The organism is Rhizobium sullae (genome assembly GCF_025200715.1).
Taxonomy (GTDB): Bacteria; Pseudomonadota; Alphaproteobacteria; order Rhizobiales; family Rhizobiaceae; genus Rhizobium; species Rhizobium sullae.
This window is the reverse complement of sequence record NZ_CP104143.1, coordinates 3,350,028-3,371,280: the sequence shown is the minus strand read 5'-3', so window position 1 is coordinate 3,371,280 and position 21,253 is coordinate 3,350,028. Positions and strand designations below refer to the sequence as shown.

Below are 21,253 nucleotides of genomic sequence, written 5' to 3'. Positions count from 1 at the left end.
GGAATTCCCATGGCGCTCAGTTTCATCAAAAAGGTCTTCACCTTCGGCAAGGAAAAGCCGGCGGAAGAACAGGCGCCGGAGGCTGCAGAGACGAAAGCTCTCGAAGCCGAACTGGAGCCGCATTCGCGCGAAGAGCACCTGCCGCGCGCAAGCGATCCCGCTTTGCCGGAGGAGATGGATACCGCGGGTGGGCCGGCTGCGGATGCGTCCGAGACTTCCGCGAAGGAGAATTTGACGATTCTTCCGGCGGCCGACCAGATTGGTGATCTTGGAGTGATACCACTCTCGCTGCTGGAGGCGGAAGCCGAGCAGGAGGCGGGCGAGATAAAAACACCCCCCTCTGTCCCTGCGGGACATCCCCCCCACAAGGGGGGAGATCCGTTGGAGGGCGAGGCTGCCTTTTCGGAAGGAAGCGCTGCTGAGGTTGTTGAGGCGTCAGAAGCTGAACCAGTGACGTCAGAGTCTGGGAAAGACATCGCCGCTCAACCGCTCACCCCCCATGTGGGGGAAATGTCCGGCGGTACAGAGGAGAATATTCCTAGTCCTGAAGCGGATGGCGAGCATGCTTCAGAGGCGGAGCCTGTGCTTCCCAAGGGCTTTGCAACCGGTCCGAAAGTCGCCGAGCCGGAACCGATTGCTCTGACGCCAAAACTCAGCTGGTTCCAGCGTCTGCGTGCTGGTCTCGCGCGCACCTCGTCGCAACTTACGGGCCAGATTTCCGCGCTCTTCACCAAGCGCAAGCTGGACGACGACACGCTTCAGGATCTCGAAGACCTGCTGATACAAGCCGACCTCGGCCTCGAGACCGCCATGCGCGTCACCGGTACGCTTGCTTCCGAGCGCTATGGCAAGGATGTGACGGGAGAAGACGTCAGCCGCATCATGGCGTTTGAAATTGCCAAAGTATTGAAGCCGGTCGCAAAGCCGTTGCAGCTCGATCTCAGCCACAAGCCGCATGTCATTCTCGTCGTCGGCGTCAACGGCACCGGCAAGACGACGACAATCGGCAAGCTGGCGTCGAAGCTCTCAGGTGCCGGGTTGAAGGTCATGGTGGCGGCGGGTGACACTTTCCGTGCCGCGGCGATCGAGCAGTTGAAGATTTGGGCCGATCGCACGAAGTCGGAATTCATCGGCACCAAGCTTGGTGCCGATGCCGCGGGCCTCGCCTATGACGCCTTCGAGCAGGCGAGGGCGAAAAAGTGCGACGTGCTGATCATCGATACCGCCGGACGCTTGCAGAACAAGGCGGAATTGATGGCGGAGCTTGAAAAAATCGTCCGCGTGCTCGGCAAGCTCGATCCCGACGCCCCGCATACGGTGCTGCAGACGCTGGATGCGACCACCGGCCAGAACGCTCTCAACCAAGTCGAAATCTTCCGCAACGTTGCGGGCGTCAACGGCCTCATCATGACGAAGCTCGACGGGACGGCGCGAGGCGGCATCCTCGTTGCCATTTCCGCCAAGCACAAGCTGCCGGTCTATTTCATCGGCGTCGGCGAAGGCGTGGACGATCTGGAGCCCTTCGAGGCCGAGGATTTCGCTCATGCCATTGCCGGTCTCGGGCAATGATGCCACAGATAAGTCGACAACTGCGCGCAAGCCGCGCGAACGATGAACAGGTTTGACGGGTACATGACCACTGAAAGCGATATTACGCCCAGCGCCGCCGACCGGCACCATCCGATGCTGAAGCTGGTGCTGGAACTCGGGCCGCTTATGATCTTCTTCTTCGCCAATCTGCGCGGCGCCTGGCTGGTCGAGAGGTTCCCTGCCTTGTCCGAACTCGGCGGGCCGCTCTTCGTGGCGACGGGGCTGTTCATGGCGGCAACGATTGTCTCGCTCGTTGTTTCCAAGCTTGTTCTCGGCCATCTGCCGATCATGCCCTTCGTGTCGGGCATCGTCGTTCTGATCTTCGGTTCGCTCTCGATCTACCTCCAGAACGAAACCTTCATCAAAATGAAGCCGACGATCGTCAATGCACTGTTTGGCGTCGCGCTGCTGGGGGGGCTTGCCTTCGGCAGGTCTCTGCTCGGCTATGTCTTCAATGCAGCCTTTCAGCTCGACGCCGAAGGCTGGCGCAAGCTGACGGTCCGGTGGGGTATCTTCTTCCTGTTCCTCGCAGTTTTGAACGAAGTCGTCTGGCGCAATTTTTCGAATGATTTCTGGGTGGCCTTCAAGGTCTGGGGGACGATGCCGATTACTATCATTTTCACCATGGCGCAGATGCCGCTCATCCTGAAGCATTCGATAACTCCTGCAGGAGAGACCGAGAAGTGACGGCTTTCAGTGCGGCGGAAAGAACGAGGCATCAGAACTTCTGGTTTGCGGCCTGCCTGGCGGTTTTGATCGCCCAGATGGCTGCTGAGTATCTGATGGGCCGCACGCCGATCTGCACCTGCGGCTATGTCAAGCTGTGGGAAGGCGTTGTCAACTCGAGCGGCAATTCCCAGCATCTTTCGGACTGGTACACGCCATCCCACATCATTCACGGCTTCCTGTTCTATGGGCTGGCGCATCTCGTGCTACGCGGCAAACCTATTGCCGTCCGCCTGCTTCTGGCGCTAGTCATCGAATCCGGCTGGGAGTTGATGGAGAATTCGCCGATCATCATCGACCGTTACCGTGCGGCGACGATCTCCCTCGACTACTATGGCGACAGCATCCTGAACTCGGCCATGGACACCGTCTTCATGGTCGCCGGGTTCTTCTTCGCTGCCCGCGCGCCGGTCGCGCTTACCGTTGCCATCGCGATCTTCTTCGAGATTTTCACGGGTTATATGATCCGCGATAACCTGACGCTCAACGTGCTGATGCTGGTTTGGCCGGTCGAGGCGGTCAAAACCTGGCAGAGTGCGATTTAGGAAACAGGTTTCCCGAGCGCCTTTTCCATCGCTGGATAGAGGCCTTCCTTGAGGCTGACATCATCGAAGGGGCCGACGCGCTTATAGAGGATCGTGCCGTCGGGGCCGACGAGGTAACTCTCCGGGATGCCATAGACACCCCAGTCGATCGCTGCCTTGCCATTCGGATCGACCCCGATCGCGGCATACGGATTTCCGAGCTCGCCGAGGAAACGCAGTGCGCTCTCGTTCTTGTCCTTGTAGTTGATCGCCACGATGTTGAGCCGGTTGTCCTTTGCCAGTTCCGTGAGGATCGGGTGCTCCTCCCGGCAGGGAAGGCACCAGGAAGCAAAGACGTTGACCAGCGTCAGCTTTCCCTTGATCGCGATGTCCGTCAGAGGCGGCAGATTGGAGCCTTCGAGCGGTGCCAGGTTCAATGCCGGAGCCTTGGTGCCGATCAGTGCTGACGGAATTTCCGAAATGTTCTTGCCGTGGAAATCCTGATCGTAAAGCATTTTTGCAGCTGTCATTGCGATGCCGCCGAAAACCATGAGCGGGATCAGAGCCAGCGCGTAACGGGCCAAGCGACGCGGTTTCGGCTGATCCTGCTGCTGCGTGCTCATTCGCCATCCTTTGCGCGCGCCGAGCGGCGGCGGATACCGGAAGCCTCGAGCACTGCGAGTTCCTTCCGCCGTGCTCGTCCGTCGGCCCAGACCCAAAGCGTGACGGCAATCGTGAGCAAGGCTGCGAAACCGTAGGCGCTATAGACATAAAAAGCATGCGTCATGGCTATTCCTCGCGGCTTGCCATGCGGGCAGCGAGGCGGCGCTGGGCAGCAACGCGACGGCGCCAGATCTCGTTGCGCATTGCGGTAATGTGCAGCGTGAAGAAGAGCAGCGTGAAGCCGATGGCCATCACGAGGAGCGGCCGCAGGAATTCCGGATCGATTGCGGGGCCGTCGAGACGCACGACGCTTGCGGGCTGATGCAGCGTGTTCCACCAGTCGACGGAAAACTTGATGATGGGGATGTTGACGAAACCGACGAGAATCAGAACCGCGGTGACACGTGCGGCCCTGGACGGATCATCGATGGCGCGGTTCAGTGCAATGAGACCGAGATACATCAGGAAGAGGATGAAGACGGATGTCAGCCGCGCGTCCCAGACCCACCAGGTACCCCACATCGGCTTGCCCCAGAGAGAGCCGGTGACGAGCGCTAGGAGGGTGAACGCGGCACCGAGCGGTGCGGCCGCCTTGGCGGAGACATCGGCCAGCGGATGGCGCCAGACGAGGGTGCCGATCGCCGAAATGCTCATCACCGTGTAACACATCATCGCAAGCCAGGCCGAAGGCACATGGAGATACATGATGCGGACGGTTTCGCCCTGTTGGTAGTCGCCTTCGGTTGAGAAGCTGAGATATAGCCCGACGATGAGACAGAGCACCGTTGCCGCCGCCATCCACGGGATCGTGCGCTGCGCCAGCGCCAGAAACCGCGTCGGATTGGCGAGATCGCTAAATTTGCTGATGGCAAGGCTTGTTTCGTTCATGAACGGTTCTTTACCTTGAACGCAGTGCTCCCGCAATTGATCGTGATCAAAGAGCCGATCAATCCGATGTGTTCCGCAGCGCAAGTGCTGCGGCTGCCGGACCGATAACTGCAAAGAACAACGTCAATGCGATCAGAATGAGGAAGGGCGGCAGGAAAGGTGCCGGATCCTCCACGGCCGCATAGGTGGCGCTTACGCCGAAAATCAGCACCGGAATGGTCAACGGTAGAACAAGGATCGAGACCAGCAGCCCGCCGCGCGGAAGCGCGACGGCGACGGCCGCGCCGACGGCGCCGATGAAAGTGATCGCGGGCGAGCCGGCCAAGAGCGTCAGCATCGTCGCGCCGATCGCAATCTCGTTCATATTCATGAAGAGACCGAGGAACGGGGAGGCAATCACCAACGGCAGGCTCGTTGCCGTCCAGTGCGCGAAGCATTTAACGAGAACCGTCAGCACAAGCGGCGTTTCCTGCATCAGCATCAGGTCCAGCGAACCGTCGTCGCGTTCGGCTTGGAAAAGCCGGTCAAGACCGAGCAAAGCCGCAAGCAGCGCACCAATCCAGACGATCGCGGGGCCAATCCGCGAAAGCAGATTCAGGTCTGGCCCGACGCCGAACGGGATGACAGCGACGACGGTGAGAAAAAACAGCACGCCAACCAGCGCACTGCCGCTGGCGCGGATGGAAAGCTTCAGGTCGCGGAAGAAGAGGGCGGTCATATGCAGATGTCCCCTCGGATGGACGACCCCTCCCCAACCTGCCGCGTCGGCTGGCGTCTAAAGCAGGCCATTTCGGAATTAGCGAGGATACGATCCATATGAGCGGATGCCGTGTTGAAGCCCCTCGCTCTTGTGAGGAGGGGTTGGGGAGGGGTCGTGTTCCGGTGTGCCATAAGCTTCATCAACCCCAAACTCCTCGATCCACACTCGCAAACCCGGTCATCTTGAGTTCCCGGGCACTCTCAAGCCCGAGCGGCTGGTGGGTCGCGGCGAGAACGATGCCGCCCTTTCTGCGGTGGGCGTCGATGAGATCGGCAAACAAGCGGTCGGCGCTTGCGTCGAGCGCTGCGGTCGGTTCGTCGAGAATCCAGACCGGGCGGTAGGCGACGAGCAGCTTGGCGAATGCAAAGCGGCGTTGCTGGCCGGCAGAGAGATAGCCGAAGGGAAGATGCGTAATGCCCGAGAGGCCGACGGCCCCGGCGGCGTCTTCGATCGATAATTCTGAAGCGCCGAGCGTGTCGCCGAGAAAATTTTGCCAGAAGGCGAGATTTTCTGAAACGGTCAGCTCGCTTTTCATCGCATTGCGGTGGCCGAGATAGTGGCTGACCTCGCGCGGATCCCGGTCCGTTTCACCACGCGAATCAGTGAATTCGACTGTGCCCCTTTCGGGCGCCAAAAGACCGGCCACGACACGCAGCAAAGTGGACTTTCCCGATCCGTTTTTCCCAGTCAAAACTAGCGCTTCGCCTGCGTCGAGGCGAAAGGATATGTCTGTGAAAATCAGGTCTTCGCCCCGCCTGGCAGCGAGATTGGAGGCGTCGAGATGCATAGGTTTTCCGTTCGATAAGATTTTGGTCACCGCGACGCAAAAAATGTCCCAAATGGGCCAAGCCCTCTCTGGCACCTTTCTTAGAAATTATCTATAAGACCCGCAACCACGCCAGCGGCCGGCGTGAATTTCATCCTTGCGCCGAACATGGAGAACCTCTCCACGTGCGGACAGCGGAAATGGCCGTACCCGCATCCTGATGTGCATTAGTGCATAGGCGTCCGCACGACTGTGTTGGCTATCAGAACGGGGTCTCTCGTGTCTAAATCTCTTGACAGCTTCAATTGTCGTTCCACGCTTTCCGTGAACGGGAAAGACTATGTCTATTACAGCCTGCCGAAGGCTGAGGCGAATGGTCTCAAGGGCGTGTCGAAGCTTCCCTATTCGATGAAGGTTCTGCTCGAGAACCTGCTGCGCTTCGAAGACGGCCAAACAGTCACCAAGGAGCACATCCTGGCCGTCGCCGAATGGCTGAACAACAAGGGCTCCGTCGAAAACGAAATCGCCTATCGGCCGGCACGCGTGCTGATGCAGGACTTCACCGGCGTTCCGGCTGTCGTCGACCTCGCCGCGATGCGCGACGCGATGGTCTCGCTCGGCGGCGATCCGGAAAAGATCAATCCGCTGGTTCCGGTCGACCTGGTCATCGACCATTCGGTCATCGTCGATGAATTCGGCACGCCGCAGGCCTTTGCGAAGAACGTCGAACTGGAATACCAGCGCAACGGCGAGCGCTACCGCTTCCTGAAGTGGGGCCAGCAGGCATTCAAGAACTTCCGCGTCGTTCCTCCCGGCACTGGCATCTGTCACCAGGTCAACCTCGAATATCTCGGCCAGACCGTCTGGACGAAGGAAGAGGACGGAGAGACGATTGCATACCCGGATACCTGCGTCGGTACGGACTCTCACACGACGATGATCAACGGCCTTGGCGTTCTCGGCTGGGGCGTCGGCGGTATCGAAGCGGAAGCCGCTATGCTCGGCCAGCCGGTCTCGATGCTCCTGCCGGAAGTCATCGGCTTCAAGCTCACCGGCAAGCTCAAGGAAGGCGTGACCGCGACTGATCTTGTTCTGACCGTCGTGCAGATGCTGCGCAAGAAGGGCGTCGTTTCGAAGTTTGTCGAGTTCTTCGGCCCGGGCATGGACAACATGCCGCTCGCAGACCGCGCAACGATCGGCAACATGGGTCCGGAATACGGCGCGACCTGCGGCTTCTTCCCGGTCGACGGCGAAACCATCAACTACCTCACCATGTCGGGCCGTACGCATGACCGGATCGCGCTGGTCGAAGCCTATTCCAAGGCGCAAGGCATGTGGCGCGACGGCGATGGTTCCGATCTGGTCTTCACCGACACGCTGGAACTCGACCTCGGCGACGTCGTGCCGTCTATGGCAGGCCCGAAGCGCCCGGAAGGCCGCATCGCGCTCGAAGACATCGCGTCCGGTTTCGCCACGTCGATGGACGCTGACTACAAGAAGCCCAGCCAGCTTTCAAACCGCTATGCGGTCGAAGGCACGGACTTCGATCTCGGCCATGGCGACGTTGCCATTGCCGCCATCACGTCCTGCACTAACACCTCCAACCCATCGGTGCTTATCGCTGCCGGCCTGCTTGCCCGCAACGCCGTTGCCAAGGGCCTGAAGACTAAGCCCTGGGTCAAGACCTCGCTGGCGCCTGGATCGCAGGTTGTTGGCGAATATCTTGCCAAATCCGGCCTACAGGCCGACCTCGACAAGCTCGGCTTCAACCTCGTCGGCTTCGGCTGCACGACCTGCATCGGCAATTCCGGCCCGCTGCCGGCACCGATCTCGAAGGCGATCAACGACAAGGGCCTTATCGTTTCGGGCGTGCTTTCGGGCAACCGCAACTTCGAAGGCCGTATCTCGCCGGACGTTCAAGCGAACTACCTGGCATCCCCGCCGCTCGTCGTCGCTTATGCGCTCGCCGGCACGGTCCAGAAGGACTTGACCAAGGAGCCGATCGGCGAGGACCAGAACGGCAAGCCGGTCTATCTCAAGGACATCTGGCCGAGCGCGAAGGAAGTTCAGGAATTCATCCTGAAGTATGTCACCCGCGAACTCTACGAAACGAAATATGCGGATGTCTTCAAGGGCGATGAAAACTGGCAGGCCGTTCAGGTTCCTCCGGGCCAGACCTACGCCTGGGACGACGACTCAACCTATGTCCAGAACCCGCCTTATTTCGTCGGCATGGGCAAGAAGGGCAGCGGTACCTCGGATATCAAGGGTGCCCGCGTCCTCGGTCTCTTCGGCGACAAGATCACCACCGATCACATTTCCCCGGCCGGTTCGATCAAGGCTGCGTCGCCGGCCGGTTCTTATCTGCTCGAGCACAATGTCGGGGTCGCGGACTTCAATCAGTACGGCACGCGGCGCGGCAATCATGAAGTGATGATGCGCGGCACCTTCGCCAACATCCGCATCCGCAACCACATGCTCGGCCCGAACGGCAAGGAAGGCGGCTACACGATCCACTATCCGTCGAAGGAAGAGGAATCGATCTACGACGCCGCCATGAAGTACAAGGCAGAGGGTGTCCCGCTGGTCATCTTCGCAGGTGTCGAATACGGCAACGGTTCGTCGCGTGACTGGGCGGCGAAGGGCACGAACCTGCTCGGTGTCAAGGCCGTTATCGCGCAGTCCTTCGAACGTATCCACCGCTCGAACCTGGTTGGTATGGGCGTCATCCCCTTCGTCTTCGAAGACGGTACGACTTGGCAGAGCCTTGGCCTCAAGGGTGACGAGACCGTTACCATCGAGGGCCTGGAAAACATCAAACCTCGCCAGAAGAAGATCGCCAAGATCACTTACGGCGACGGCACGGTAAAGGAAGTTCCGCTCCTGTCGCGCGTCGATACGCTTGATGAAGTGATCTACCTTAACAACGGCGGCATCCTGCAGACGGTTCTGCGCGATCTTGCTGCCTGATTGTTAAGAGGCATGACATATAATGACCGCCGGAAAGCAATCTCCGGCGGTTTTCTTTGCGGGTTTCCATCTCACGCCGATGTGTTCCGGCGACGATACCGGCGGGTGGCGTCTCACCCCTTCGTGACTTCCCGTTTGCGGCCGGAAGGATTATCTCTACCATCGTAATCAGGGACTGCGGTTTTCGGTCTGCTGCGTGTCTCTGGAAAAGAGGTTGGAATGTCGCCGCGTTTTGTGATCTCGCTGGTCGCCGGTATGGTGCTTACAGCGCCGCTTCATGCCGAGGATGGCAAGCCGAAAGGCGTCGTTGAACTTTTCACCTCGCAGGGATGCTCCTCTTGTCCCCCCGCCGATGCTGCCTTCCGGAAGCTTGTTAGCCAGGGCGATGTCATCGCGCTCGCCTATCATGTGGATTACTGGAATTATCTCGGGTGGACGGACACGTTCAGCTCGAAGGAAAACACCGAGCGCCAATATGGTTATGCGCGGATGATGGGCCGCAGCAATGTCTATACACCGCAGGTCATGGTGAACGGCCGCGATCACCTGACTGGCTCAGACCTTTCTGCTATCAACGGCAAGATCGATACATTTTCGACGGAAGGCAAAGGCTTGACCGTGCCCGTGGACGCGCAGATGCACGGCGACGAGCTCGAGATAAAGATCGGCGCCGGCGAAGGAAAGGCCAATGTCGTTCTTGTCTATTTCGACAAGGAAAAGACGATTACCGTCGAAAAGGGCGAAAACAGCGGCAAGAAGATTTCCTATCTCAACAGCGTCAGCGATGTCGAAACGATCGGCATGTGGGACGGCAAGTCGGCAAACCTGACGCTGCCCGCAAGCGTTCTGCAGAAACCAGGACTCGAGGGGTGCGCCGTCCTGCTTCAGGCTGCGACAGCGGACGGCGATCCGGCCGCGATTCTCGGCGCAACAATCGTCATGGCAGGCAAGAATATCTGACCGGTTTCACCGCTTCGACGCGGACGGAAATGAGGCGGCCCGGCTGATCGTATTCGGGGCTGGGGTTAAGGTCGATACGCTCAGCCGGGCCCTTTGGCGCGCTGGCGCCAAATCAGTGAGCGAACTTCCCCCGGAAATGAGGCGCTGTTTTGACTGAAATGCGGCGCTTGGGAGATTGCATAGCATATGTTTAATGTGATGGTTGGCCGCACTTGCAATTTGATGTGGCTCGGGCAAACTGTCGTTCTCCTGTCATAAGCGGAGGCTTGGGAGACTGATGACAGATCAGCCGGATTTGCGGCATGGCGACGCCCGTTCCGCCAGTAGTAGTTCCTCGGTCGTCGTCGATTTAAAAGAGTACAAGCAAAGCAAGGATCCGCCGCCGGTGACGTTTCATCGCCGCGAGCTGGATGCGATTCTGTGGATCTACGGAAGGATGGTCGGCGAAGGCGAATGGAAAGACTACGCCATCGACCATTTGAAGGAGAAGGCGATCTTCGCCGTGTTCAAACGTTCAGGCGAGATGCCGCTTTTCCGCATCGAGAAGGATCCGAGGCTTGCCACCAAGCAAGGCGCCTATTCCGTGGTCAATTCAAACGGCATGATCCTGAAGCGCGGCCATGACCTCCAGCAGGTGCTGAAAGTCTTCAACAAGGTGTTCAAACTCGTCGAGAAGTGAAGGCATCAGCCCTTGAACAGCGTGCCGGGATAGACCGACGGATTAGGATCGCTGTCTTTGCCATCGCCGAGCGGCCGCTGCATGATCATCGTGTCAAGCCAGCGCCCGTGTTTGTATCCGGCACCTTTCAGCAGACCCGTATCTTCAAAGCCCAACGTGCGATGAAGCGCGATCGAAGCAGGATGAGCGCCGCCAATGACGGCTATCATCTGGCGGAAGCCGAATTCCGTGCAGCGCGAAATCAGCGCTGTGAGCAGTGCCCGACCGATGCCAAGGCCGCGCGCTGCAGGCGCGAGATAGATTGAATCCTCCACGATCCAGCGATAGGCAGGTCGGGTGCGGAAGGCGGAGGCGTAGGCATAGCCAAGCAGGGTCCCATTCTCATCAACCGCAGCGACATAGGGATACCCGAGGCCGGTATTCGCGGAGAAGCGAGAAGCCATCTCGGATTCCGAAGGCGGGATGATCTCGTAGCTGGCGACGCCATTGAGGACTGATTCGCGATAGATTTCCGTGATTGCGGGAAGGTCGGAAGGAGTGGCGTCACGAAGGGAGAAGGGCATTGAGTCGGCCGACTATTGATGAATAGTCTTTAGAAAACACTCCATCGCTCAACGCGCAATAAAAAAGGCGGCCGGAGCCGCCTTTTCCGGTGATGCTGTCCCCTTACCTGCGGTTACCGAGGAACTGCAGCAGGAACATGAAGAGGTTGATAAAGTCGAGATAGAGCGTCAGCGCGCCTATGATCGCCTTGCGGCCGGCGACGGCAACGTCATCGGCTTCGAAGTACATTTCCTTGATCCGCTGCGTATCGTAGGCTGTAAGGCCTGCGAAGATCAGAACGCCGATCACGGAGATCGCGAACTGCATCGCGGAAGAGGCCAGGAAAATGTTCACCAGCGAGGCGATGATCAGACCGAAGAGGCCCATGATCAGGAACGAGCCCATTGCCGAGAGGTCACGTTTTGTCGAGTAACCGTAAAGCGACAGCGCGCCAAAGGAGGCGGCGGTGATGAAGAACGTTTGAACGACGCTCTGGCCCGTGTAGATCAGCAGGATTGACGACAGCGAAAGGCCGACGAGTGCGGCATAGACCCAGAAAGTCGTCTGGGCGGCGGCGACACTCATGCGGCCGATCCGGAAGCTCAGGAAAAACACCAGAGCCAACGGGGCAAGGATCACGACCCACTTCAGCGGGCTCACATAGATCGCCTGGCCGAAGGCGGTCAATTGACCGTCGGCAAAAGCGAGCTGGAATGATAGAAATGCCGCTACACCCGTGATCGCCAGCCCCAGCGCCATCAGGTTGTAGACCTTGAGCATATAGGAGCGCAGTCCTTGGTCGATCATCTCGCCAGTTTGTGCGCGGCTTTGGTAGTTACGAAGGTCGGCCATAGTTTCCTCTTAAAAGCTCCGATGGGAATACGGTGTCGGGCTATACGACCCGGGCGCCGCTGCGGAGCTCCAGCATGCCTAGCGACAATATGAGCCTTTCGCCCTTTGCAAACAAGGCCCTTGCAACCCGCGATCGGGTTAAATCGCCGTAAGGTGAAGGGATTTTATCTGCCGCCGATTCAGAGTTCGCGCAAAACGGGTGCTGCCTTCTGGCCGAGAATGCGCCAAGTGCCGATCAGCCCGATGCCAACGGTCAGGACCAGAGCGGTGATCAGCGTAAGGCCAGCGACATCCGGCAGGAACGTCGAAGGTATCCGCATGACTCGGCTGACGATGAACCAGGCCGCGGCTCCGCCGGCGATCAATGCGAAGACCGCCGTTGCAATCCCTAGGATCAGATATTCGTAGCTGAAGGCGCGGATCAGCATCGCTCGCGTTGCGCCCAGCGTCTTGAGCACGACGGCATCGTGGGTTCGTGCCCGGTTGCCGGCGGCAAGCGCGCCGGCAAGTACCAGAATGGAGGAGATGAGCGCAACGGAGGCGGCCGCGCGGATTGCAGTCGCAAGCTGCGCGACCAGCGTGTTGACGATGTCGATCGCATCTTTGACACGGACGCTGGTAATCGTCGGGTAGGTATTGGTCACGGATTTGAGGATGGCTGCTTCCACGGCCGGCGTCGCCGAGGGATCGGTAAGCGTTGCCAACCATGCATGCGGAGCGCCACGGAAGGTATTGGGCGAGAAGACCATGACGAAATTGATCGACAGCGATTCCCACTCGACCTTCCGCAAGTTGGCAATTTTGGCAGTGAGGTTGCGGCCAAGCACATTGACAGTAACGGTATCGCCGATCTTCAGGCCGAGTTCTCTGGCTTCTTCCGAGGAGAAGGAGACAAGCGGCTCGCCCCCGTAGTCCTTCGGCCACCAGCTTCCCTCCGTCAGCGAGGAGTTTTCCGGCTTCGACTCTGAATAGGTGATGCCGCGATCGCCGCGCAGCACCCACTGGCCACCGGGTGGCACCTGGATCTTGGTCACGTCCTTCCCGTTCAGCGCCAAGATACGGCCGCGCAGCATCGGCACTTCGACGAGCTTGCCTTCTGGTGCCTGCCGGTTGATCAGGCTGCGGAAGTTTTCGACCTCGGCACTTTGAATGTCGACGAAGAAGAAATTTGGTGCGCCATCGGCCATGCGTCCGGTCAATTGCCGGCGGAGGTTACCGTCGATGAGCGTCAGGGTGACCAGCAGAGCGAGGCCGAGGCCGAGCGAGAGGACGACGGACGGCGTCAGTGCGCCAGGGCGATGGATGTTGCCGATCGCAAGCCTCAGTGCCGGCGAATTGACGCGCGGGCTGCGCTTGGCAAGCCAGGCGATCAGTGCCGCAACAGCGCGCAAGATGACGAAGGCGAAGACGATCGCACAGACGAAGATGACGGCGATGTAGCGGTCATAGGCGGTAAGGATTGCAAGACTGGCAAGTGCTGCCATGAAAAGCGCGGCAAGCAGGATATAGGGCCACGAAGGCAGGCGGCGTGCCTCGAAACCCTGTTCGCGGAAGAGCGCGGTTGCCGGCACTTCGCGGGCATGGCCGAGCGGCATGATGGCGAAGGCGAGTGTCGTCAGGATGCCGAAGAGGGCTGCTATCAGCAGCGCGTCTGGATAGAGCGTCGGCTCGGTGGAGACCGGCAGGAATTGTGCGAGAAATTGCGCGGCGAGCATCGGCGACAGGATACCCAAGACGAGGCCGATCAGGATGCCGGCGAAGGCGATGATCGCAATCTGGAAGAGATAAACGAGGACGACGACTGCGGCAGGTGCTCCGAGGCATTTGAATGTCGCGATCGTTGTGCGCTTCGCATCCAGGAAGGCGCGGACGGCGTTGGCGACGCCCACGCCGCCGACGATCAGTGCGGTGAGGCCGACGAGCGTGAGGAATTGCGAGAAGCGGGTAATGTTTTCGGTGAGCGAGGGTGCCGCGCGGTCGCTCGTTCGGATCGACCAGCCCGCCGATGGTAACTCCGTGGTGGCGCGGTCGCGCACGCTGCCGCGATCGGAGGGGTCGTCGAGCTTGATCTTGTAGACATGCTCGACAAGGCTGCCGGTCTGGATGAGCCCGGAGGCAGCCAGAGCTTGCCGGCTGACCACCAGACGCGGCGCAAAACCGAAACCTTCTGAGAGCGCATCTGGCTCTGTCTTAACGGTGCCGGTGATGCTGAGCGTCGCGTTTCCGAGCAGGATCTCGTCGCCGACCGCAAGACCGAGGCGCTCCAGCAGCAGGGGTGCTGCAACGGCGCCATAGGTTCCGTTCTGATCGGAGAGCAGAGCGGAAAGCGTGTAATCCGGTTCGGCCGTGAATTTGCCATAGAGCGGATAGGCGTTATCCACCGCCTTGACCTCGACCAGCGCCTGATCGGAGCCATCCGGCTTTCGTGCCATGGAGCGAAGGCCGGTCGAGGTGGAAACCTGGCCAAGGCCCCGGAGGAAACCCATCTCCTGCTGGGTCGCCTCGCGATTATTCAGTTCGAAACGGACATCGCCGGCGAGCAGCTCCTGGCCCTGGGATGCGATTGTGTCGGTGATCGATTGCGAGACGGAATTGACGGCGGCGATCGCGCCGGTGCCGAGCGCGATGCAGGCAAGGAAAATATAGAAGCCTCTGAGGCCGCCGCGAAGCTCGCGAAGGGCAAGACGGAAGGCGAGCGCGACGCGGGGTGTGACGAGCTTCATGCGATGGCTGCTTCGGAACGCCGGTCGGCAGTATCGCCTTCGATCTGGCCGGAACGGACTTTGATCTGCCGCGAACATCGGTTGGCGAGCGACACGTCATGCGTGACGAGCAGCAGAGTCATGCCGCGCTCGGCCTGCTTGGAAAACAGCAGATCGGCGATCTGGCGGCCGGTATCGGTGTCGAGATTACCGGTCGGTTCGTCGGCGATGAGGAGGGCGGGCGAAGGCGCAAGCGCGCGGGCGATGGCGACGCGCTGCTGTTCGCCGCCCGAAAGCTGGCCCGGATAGTGGCTCAGCCGCTCGCCGAGGCCGACCGACATCAGCTCGCGCCGGGCGATTTCGAAAGGGTTCGGCACGTTTGCGAGCTCAAGGGGTACTGCGACGTTTTCAAGGGCCGTCATATTGGCGATCAGATGGAACGACTGGAAGACGATGCCGATATTGCGGCCGCGGAAATCAGCGACCTGGTCTTCGCTGAGAGCGTGCAGGGGTGTCTCGTTGATGTTGATCTCGCCGCTATCGAGCTTCTCGAGACCGGCAAGGACCATCAGCAATGTGGACTTGCCGGAACCGGAGGGGCCAACGATACCAACCGACTCGCCGGCGGCGACCGAAAGGTCGATGCCTTTCAATACATGCACGGAGGCTGCAGCATTGCCCAGCGTCAAATCTGCCTGCTTGAGCTTGATGATGGTTTTTGCCAACAGAAAATCGCCCTATATGAATTGCAAAGACTTTGCCAATCTAGGGAAAGCAGCATGAGATTTAAAGTTGTCGCGCTTCACATCGCTGTCATTGCCGTTTCGTTGATTTTCGGGACCAGTGCAAATGCCACGACCATCAACCTTGTCGGCTTCGGCGACAGCCTGATGGCAGGCTACCAACTGCCGCCAGGCGACGGCTTCCCGGAGAAGCTGCAAGCGGCCTTGAAAGCCAAAGGCGTCGATGTTTCGATCGCCAATGCGGGCGTTTCCGGCGACACGACGTCAGGCGGGCTGGCGCGAATCGACTGGTCTGTCCCGGACGGCACAAACGGCGTCATTTTGGAGCTTGGTGCCAACGACGCGTTGCGCGGCATTGCCCCGGAAGAGAGCGAAAAGAATCTCGATGCGATAATTGCCCGGCTAAAGGGTCGCGGCATCGCCGTGCTGCTTGTGGGTATGATGGCGCCGCCGAACATGGGTGCGGATTATGCCGCGCGGTTTAATCCGATCTACCAAAAACTCGCGGAAAAACATAAGGTTCGGCATTATGCCTTCTTCCTTGACGGGGTCGTCACTGACGCCAGTTTAAAGCTTGAGGATGGAATGCATCCGAACGCGAAGGGCATTGATGTGATGGTCCAGAAGATGGAACCAGCTGTCACGGAATTCATCGGGACGATTTCTACTGTGAAGAAATAAGGGCTTGCGCGGGTCTCGAATGCGTGATTCCGTGTGAGCACCTGCAAAAGATTCGGGGAGTGCTCGTTATGCCGAGACTGTTTACCGCCCTCGAAATTCCGCGCAATGCGGCGATGAGCCTTTCATTGCTGCGCGGTGGTCTTCCCGGTGCTAGATGGATCGATGTCGAGAATTACCATATCACGCTGCGTTTCATCGGCGATGTCGATGGACGTACTGCGGACGAGATCGTCGAGCGCTTGGACCGGATCGACCGGCCCGAATTTCAGATACGCCTTGACGGCATCGGCTCCTTCGGCTCGAAGAAGCCCCATTCCGTTTGGGCGGGCGTTTCGCCTTCGCCGGAGATGTATGCCCTGCAGGCTGAAATCGAACGTATATGCCAGAGGATCGGCCTGCCGTCGGATCCCCGCAAATTTACGCCGCATGTGACGCTGGCGCGGCTGAAGTCCTCGCGCGTCGATGACGTCGTCCACTATCTTTCCAGTCGAGGCAACTTCCAGACGTCATCCTTCACGGTTCCACGCTTCGTGCTGCTTTCTTCGCGGGAGTCGGTCGGCGGCGGTCCCTATCTGACGGAAGAAGTCTTCCCGCTGAGCGAGGCTTGGTCCGCGCCGAGCGTTTCGACCAGCGCGATGCAGCCTGTCAAAAGCCTCGTATAGATCAGTTCAAAGCCTTCCGGGCCGCCGTAGTAGGGGTCCGGAATATCCTCGCCGGTCTGAAGCGCGGCGTCGCCGAAAAGCATTATGTTGCCTGCGCCCGGCGCCATCGCGCGAAGCTCGGCAACATTGGCGCGGTCCATTGCGAGGACAAGATCGAATTCCTCGAAATCGTCAGGGCGGATATGGCGGGCACGCTGCTCTGTAATGTCAATACCGTGGGCTCGTGCGATTGCGATCGAGCGCCTATCAGGCTGTTTGCCTTGATGCCAGCCGCCGGTACCTGCCGAATCAATCTTGAAACGATCGGCAAGACCGGCTTCTCTTGCAATACGCGCAAGGATGCCTTCGGCGAGCGGAGAGCGGCAGATGTTGCCCATGCAAACAAAGAGAATGCTGACGCGTTTCATGAAGGGACCTGACGGAACAGATGGGAGAACAATGACATGAAACAGGAGAAACTGGAACGGAGTGCGATCAACGGCCAGCTTGCCGGATTGACGGGCTGGTCCCTGGATGATGGTGCAGCATCGATCTCCAAAACCTTCAAATTCGCAAGCTTCGTTGAAGCCTTCGGTTTCATGACGAAGGCGGCGCTTGTGGCAGAAAAGCTCAACCACCATCCGGAATGGTTCAATGTCTATTCCAGGGTCGAGGTGAAGCTGAACACGCATGATGCGGGCGGCCTGACCGAACTCGACTTCAAGCTTGCCAAGGCGATGGACAAGGCTGCCGGACAGATTGATTGAATATGCCGAAGCCATCACCATATCTTCGCATGCACGAAAAGGGAAAACGGAATGGACGACGTCAAGTTCGGTGAGATCCTGCTCCCCGGGGACGAAGATACCCAGAGCAGGCAGGAAAAGGCTGTGCGGAAAAAGTTCTGGCCGACCTTCAAGCGGGCAGTGCGGCAAATTCCGTTTTCACGCGACCTGGTGGCAGGCTTCTATTGCGCGCTCGATCCCGAGACGCCGGCGCGTGTACGCGGCATCATGCTTGCTGCGCTAGCGTATTTCATCCTGCCTCTGGACATGATTCCGGACATTTTCGCCCTGATCGGCTTTTCGGACGATATTGCCGTGCTCACCGCAGCGTTTGCGATGGTCAGCAGCCATGTGAAAGCGAAGCATTACGAGGCGGCGGATCGTGCGCTTGCCGATCAGCCGGAAGGCATGAAAACGATCTAGGCCGTTTAGGCTTCCAGCACCTGTGCTCAGGCAATTCTTTGATAAATTTCCAATGCCTTAATGGTCCGGCAGCGGAATTCCGGAAGGTCAAACTCTTGCCTGAATCTTTATGTCTTAAATCTCCTCGAAGGGATGGCATCAGGCCATCAGGGCAGAATATCGTCGCGGGGCGCAATCGCGTTATACGTTGACACTCAGGCCGGAATGACACACGTGGCGACAATTCTTAGGCTCCGTTGACGCTTTGGTAACCTGAATCAAGTCAAAATAAAGCAGATCGTGACGAAGACGCCGCTCGCTCCGACAGGGCGCTGAATCGTAAGAACCGGCAGGAAATCCATGTTTGTAAAAAGTATCGTATCCGCTCTCGCACTCGTTCTGATCACGGCCGGAACTGCAGGAGCGCAGCAGACCGCTGCTGCGCCCACGCGCATCCAGCAATTCCAGGCTTGGGGTGCCTATTCCTACAAGCAGGGCAACGGCAATGTTTGCTACGTGCTGTCCGTGCCGACCGAAAAGAAACCGGCTGGCATCGACCACGGCGACAACTTCTTTATCGTCTCGCAGCGTCCCGGCCAGAACATCTCTTACGAGCCGCAGGCCATGATGGGCTACACGGTCAAGGAAGGCTCGAAGATAGAAGTCGTCATCGATAGCAAGACCTTCGTTATGTTTACCAAGGATAAGGCCGGCTGGGTCGAGAATGCGGCGCAGGAACCGGCGCTTGTGGCAGCCATGAAGGGCGGCAAGTCGATGACTGTCAATGCGATGTCTCGCCGAGGCACCGCCACATCCTACAGCTACTCGCTCTCCGGCATCTCTGCTTCGCTGAAGCAGATCGAAACCTGCAAGTAAGCCACGTTGCGCGATCTTGAAGTTAAAGGCCGGCCCTTGCGCCGGCCTTTGCCTTTTGCCATCTATAGTGACGCGCGGCGAAAATGATGATAAAGCCGCGCGCAACTGCGGAAGATCGCGGCATAGCCGCTCCGCTAATCAATTTTCTTTGAACTGCCGATGCCGCCCGCGAAGTCTTCCGGCTTACCGGGGTGAGTGCAGTTTGATTTCGGGATAAGGGACCATGTCCGTCATGGATGCCGTGACCATCACCAAGCCTGCCGCGCAGCCGCGCACGGAGCTTTCGCCGAAGCCATCGCTGATCGGCTTGAGCCGCGGGGAAATGGGCCAAGCGCTTAGCGAGAAGGGCGTTGCCGACAAGCAGATCAAGATGCGCGTCAGCCAGTTGTGGAACTGGATCTATGTGCGCGGCATCTCCGATTTCGATCAGATGGTGAATATCGCCAAGGACATGCGCGAGATGCTGAAGCAGCATTTCACGATCGCGCGTCCAGAGATTGTCGAAGAGCAGGTTTCCAATGACGGCACCCGCAAATGGCTGCTGCGCTTTCCGCCCCGCGGCGCCGGACGGCCCGTCGACATCGAGACGGTGTACATCCCGGAAGAGGGCCGCGGCACGCTCTGCATCTCCAGCCAGGTGGGCTGTACGCTCACCTGTTCCTTCTGTCATACCGGCACGCAGCGGCTGGTACGCAACCTGACAGCGGAAGAAATCCTCTCGCAGCTCCTGCTTGCTCGCGACCGGCTTGGCGATTTCCCGGACCGCGACGTGCCGGTCGGCGCCGTCGTGCCGTCGGAAGGCCGCAAGGTGAGCAACATCGTCATGATGGGCATGGGTGAGCCGCTCTACAATTTCGATGCCGTGAAGCAGGCCTTGCTGATTGCCACGGACGGCGACGGGCTTTCACTTTCGAAGCGTCGTGTCACGCTTTCCACCTCCGGCGTCGTGCCCGAGATTTTCCGCACCGGAGACGAGATTGGGGTCATGCTGGCGATCTCGCTGCATGCCGTGCGCGACGACCTGCGCGACATCCTGGTGCCGATCAACAAGAAGTATCCGCTGAAGGAATTGATCGACGCGTGCCGTGCTTATCCGGGCCTCTCCAACGCGCGTCGCATCACCTTCGAATATGTGATGCTGAAGGACGTCAACGACAGTCTGGAAGATGCCAAGGGGCTGATCCAGCTCTTGAAGGGCGTGCCTGCCAAGATCAACCTGATCCCGTTCAATCCCTGGCCTGGCACGAATTATCAGTGTTCTGACTGGGCGCAGATCGAGAAGTTTGCCGATTTCATCAATTCGGCGGGCTACGCGTCGCCGATCCGCACGCCACGCGGCCGCGACATCCTTGCCGCATGCGGCCAGCTCAAGTCGGAATCCGAGCGCATGCGCAAGACCGAGCGCCTGGCCTTCGAGGCGATGATGATCGCCAATCACGGCGCCGATGACTGATCAGCAAGTTTGATCCTTGCAGCAGTTCTTTGCGATTGATTGCGGCGTGCGGTTTTCTTAGAAGCCTTTCATCACCGATGGAGGACTCTCATGCGTTTGATCTCGCTCGCCGTCGCGGCGACTCTTGCCCTTACCTTGCCCGCCAAGGCTGACGACGTCACGGTCGCCGTGACCGCTATCGTCGAGCACCCGGCGCTCGATGCCGTGCGCAAGGGCGTCCAGGATACGCTTGCGGCGGCAGGCTACAAGGAAGGCGAGAACCTCACATTCCTCTTTGAATCCGCACAGGGAAATCCTGCTACGGCAGCGCAGATCGCCCGTCAGTTCGCAGGCGAGGATCCGAACATCATTGTGCCGATCTCTACGCCGTCGGCGCAGGCCGTGGTTTCCGCGACCCGCGACATTCCGGTGGTCTTCACCGCCGTTTCCGATCCGCTCGGCGCGCAGCTCGTCAAGGATATGGACAAGCCTGGCGGCAATGTCACCGGCCTTTCCGATATGTCGCCGGTTGCCGAGCACGTCGCGCTGATCAAGGAAATCCTGCCGGAGGCCAAGACGATTGGCTACCTCTACAATTCCGGGGAAGCGAATTCGGTGTCGCTGCTTGCAGTCCTGAAGGTTGAAGCGGAGAAGGCCGGCATGCGCGTCGTTGAATCGGCGGCAACCAAGTCTGCGGAGGTGCAGGGTGCAGCTCGCTCGCTCGTCGGCCGTGCCGATGCGATCTACGTGCCGACGGACAACACGATCATCTCGGCGCTGGAAGGCGCCGTTGCGGTCGCCGCAGAAAGCAAGCTGCCGCTCTTTACAGCAGATACCGATTCCGTCTCACGCGGCTCCGTCGCGGCACTCGGGTTCAACTATTACGACGTTGGCAAGCAGACCGGCGATGTCGTGGTCCGTGTCCTGAAGGGCGAAAATCCGGGTGATATCCCGGTCAAGGTCGCCGCCGGCAGCGATCTCGTCATCAACAAGGCCGCGGCTCAGAAAATGGGCGTTACGCTTCCAGAAAGCGTTCTCAAGCGGGCCAATCGCGTCATCGAATAACAAGC

Annotated in this window: 23 protein-coding genes; 13 read left to right on the top strand and 10 right to left on the bottom strand. The window is 59.3% G+C overall.

What is annotated here, in order from left to right:
- Positions 1–9 precede the first annotated feature (9 nt).
- From ftsY to N2599_RS16890, 3 genes are all read left to right on the top strand, one after another.
- Positions 10–1,569 (top strand): signal recognition particle-docking protein FtsY, encoded by a 1,560-nt coding sequence (ftsY, locus tag N2599_RS16900; RefSeq protein WP_027511767.1) that lies wholly within the window; start codon positions 10–12, stop codon positions 1,567–1,569.
- Between the two features lie 63 nt (positions 1,570–1,632).
- A complete protein-coding gene (locus tag N2599_RS16895; protein WP_027511766.1) occupies positions 1,633–2,277 on the top strand; it encodes a septation protein A in 645 nt (214 codons plus the stop codon).
- A complete protein-coding gene (locus N2599_RS16890) occupies positions 2,274–2,861 on the top strand; it encodes a DUF2585 domain-containing protein (RefSeq protein WP_027511765.1) in 588 nt (195 codons plus the stop codon). Before N2599_RS16895 ends, N2599_RS16890 begins: the two co-directional genes overlap by 4 nt.
- Here N2599_RS16890 and N2599_RS16885 read toward each other — a convergent pair.
- The 5 genes from N2599_RS16885 to ccmA form a co-directional block, all read right to left on the bottom strand.
- Complete coding sequence (locus N2599_RS16885; RefSeq protein ID WP_027511764.1) at positions 2,858–3,463, bottom strand: DsbE family thiol:disulfide interchange protein; 606 nt, start codon at positions 3,461–3,463, stop codon at positions 2,858–2,860. The two genes, N2599_RS16890 and N2599_RS16885, sit on opposite strands and share 4 nt — an antisense overlap.
- Positions 3,460–3,627: a heme exporter protein CcmD gene (ccmD, locus tag N2599_RS16880; RefSeq protein WP_027511763.1), complete on the bottom strand. Its 168-nt coding sequence runs from the start codon at positions 3,625–3,627 to the stop codon at positions 3,460–3,462. The genes N2599_RS16885 and ccmD overlap by 4 nt, the downstream gene beginning before the upstream one ends.
- 2 nt (positions 3,628–3,629) lie before the next feature.
- Entirely contained in the window at positions 3,630–4,391 is a 762-nt protein-coding gene (locus N2599_RS16875; RefSeq protein ID WP_027511762.1) for a heme ABC transporter permease, read from the bottom strand.
- 58 nt (positions 4,392–4,449) lie between these two features.
- Positions 4,450–5,109, bottom strand: coding sequence for a heme exporter protein CcmB (gene ccmB / locus N2599_RS16870; protein WP_027511761.1), 660 nt, complete (start codon positions 5,107–5,109; stop codon positions 4,450–4,452).
- Between the two features lie 181 nt (positions 5,110–5,290).
- Positions 5,291–5,938, bottom strand: coding sequence for a heme ABC exporter ATP-binding protein CcmA (gene ccmA / locus N2599_RS16865; RefSeq protein ID WP_027511760.1), 648 nt, complete (start codon positions 5,936–5,938; stop codon positions 5,291–5,293).
- A gap of 258 nt (positions 5,939–6,196) precedes the next feature.
- Between ccmA and acnA the strand changes: the two genes are divergently transcribed.
- The 3 genes from acnA (at position 6,197) to N2599_RS16850 (ending at position 10,526) form a co-directional block, all read left to right on the top strand.
- Positions 6,197–8,887 carry an aconitate hydratase AcnA gene (gene acnA, locus N2599_RS16860; RefSeq protein WP_027511759.1) on the top strand — a complete coding sequence of 897 codons (2,691 nt, stop codon included), beginning with the start codon at positions 6,197–6,199 and terminating at the stop codon, positions 8,885–8,887.
- A 219-nt stretch (positions 8,888–9,106) separates the two neighbouring features.
- Positions 9,107–9,847, top strand: a complete 741-nt coding sequence (locus tag N2599_RS16855) for a DUF1223 domain-containing protein (RefSeq protein WP_027511758.1) — start codon at positions 9,107–9,109, stop codon at positions 9,845–9,847.
- A 277-nt stretch (positions 9,848–10,124) separates the two neighbouring features.
- Complete coding sequence (locus N2599_RS16850) at positions 10,125–10,526, top strand: DUF2794 domain-containing protein (RefSeq protein WP_027511757.1); 402 nt, start codon at positions 10,125–10,127, stop codon at positions 10,524–10,526.
- 5 nt (positions 10,527–10,531) lie between these two features.
- Here N2599_RS16850 and N2599_RS16845 read toward each other — a convergent pair whose 3' ends face one another.
- The 4 genes from N2599_RS16845 to N2599_RS16830 all read right to left on the bottom strand — a co-directional run bounded on the left by N2599_RS16845 (position 10,532) and on the right by N2599_RS16830 (position 15,348).
- On the bottom strand, positions 10,532–11,089 hold the full coding sequence (locus N2599_RS16845) for a GNAT family N-acetyltransferase (RefSeq protein WP_027511756.1): 558 nt from the start codon (positions 11,087–11,089) through the stop codon (positions 10,532–10,534).
- 103 nt (positions 11,090–11,192) lie between these two features.
- Positions 11,193–11,921 carry a Bax inhibitor-1/YccA family protein gene (locus tag N2599_RS16840; RefSeq protein ID WP_027511755.1) on the bottom strand — a complete coding sequence of 243 codons (729 nt, stop codon included), beginning with the start codon at positions 11,919–11,921 and terminating at the stop codon, positions 11,193–11,195.
- Positions 11,922–12,100: 179 nt separating this feature from the next.
- Positions 12,101–14,644 carry an ABC transporter permease gene (locus N2599_RS16835; RefSeq protein WP_027511754.1) on the bottom strand — a complete coding sequence of 848 codons (2,544 nt, stop codon included), beginning with the start codon at positions 14,642–14,644 and terminating at the stop codon, positions 12,101–12,103.
- On the bottom strand, positions 14,641–15,348 hold the full coding sequence (locus N2599_RS16830; RefSeq protein ID WP_027511753.1) for an ABC transporter ATP-binding protein: 708 nt from the start codon (positions 15,346–15,348) through the stop codon (positions 14,641–14,643). The genes N2599_RS16835 and N2599_RS16830 overlap by 4 nt, the downstream gene beginning before the upstream one ends.
- Positions 15,349–15,402: 54 nt before the next feature.
- Between N2599_RS16830 and N2599_RS16825 the strand changes: the two genes are divergently transcribed.
- Positions 15,403–16,047 (top strand): arylesterase, encoded by a 645-nt coding sequence (locus N2599_RS16825; RefSeq protein WP_027511752.1) that lies wholly within the window; start codon positions 15,403–15,405, stop codon positions 16,045–16,047.
- Between the two features lie 68 nt (positions 16,048–16,115).
- The gene (gene thpR, locus N2599_RS16820; RefSeq protein ID WP_027511751.1) at positions 16,116–16,709 is read left to right on the top strand and encodes an RNA 2',3'-cyclic phosphodiesterase; all 594 of its coding nucleotides are present in this window, start codon (positions 16,116–16,118) and stop codon (positions 16,707–16,709) included.
- On the opposite strand, the gene N2599_RS16815 is transcribed toward thpR, so the two are convergent.
- Entirely contained in the window at positions 16,616–17,116 is a 501-nt protein-coding gene (locus N2599_RS16815; protein ID WP_084606560.1) for a low molecular weight protein-tyrosine-phosphatase, read from the bottom strand. The two genes, thpR and N2599_RS16815, sit on opposite strands and share 94 nt — an antisense overlap.
- A 36-nt stretch (positions 17,117–17,152) precedes the next feature.
- Between N2599_RS16815 and N2599_RS16810 the strand changes: the two genes are divergently transcribed.
- The 5 genes from N2599_RS16810 to N2599_RS16790 all read left to right on the top strand — a co-directional run bounded on the left by N2599_RS16810 (position 17,153) and on the right by N2599_RS16790 (position 21,248).
- Positions 17,153–17,455 carry a 4a-hydroxytetrahydrobiopterin dehydratase gene (locus N2599_RS16810; protein WP_027511749.1) on the top strand — a complete coding sequence of 101 codons (303 nt, stop codon included), beginning with the start codon at positions 17,153–17,155 and terminating at the stop codon, positions 17,453–17,455.
- Between the two features lie 51 nt (positions 17,456–17,506).
- The gene (locus tag N2599_RS16805; protein ID WP_027511748.1) at positions 17,507–17,896 is read left to right on the top strand and encodes a YkvA family protein; all 390 of its coding nucleotides are present in this window, start codon (positions 17,507–17,509) and stop codon (positions 17,894–17,896) included.
- Between the two features lie 339 nt (positions 17,897–18,235).
- On the top strand, positions 18,236–18,751 hold the full coding sequence (locus N2599_RS16800; RefSeq protein WP_027511747.1) for an invasion associated locus B family protein: 516 nt from the start codon (positions 18,236–18,238) through the stop codon (positions 18,749–18,751).
- A 223-nt stretch (positions 18,752–18,974) separates the two neighbouring features.
- Positions 18,975–20,204: a dual-specificity RNA methyltransferase RlmN gene (gene rlmN, locus N2599_RS16795; RefSeq protein WP_027511746.1), complete on the top strand. Its 1,230-nt coding sequence runs from the start codon at positions 18,975–18,977 to the stop codon at positions 20,202–20,204.
- A gap of 90 nt (positions 20,205–20,294) precedes the next feature.
- A complete protein-coding gene (locus N2599_RS16790; protein WP_027511745.1) occupies positions 20,295–21,248 on the top strand; it encodes an ABC transporter substrate-binding protein in 954 nt (317 codons plus the stop codon).
- Positions 21,249–21,253 lie beyond the last annotated feature (5 nt).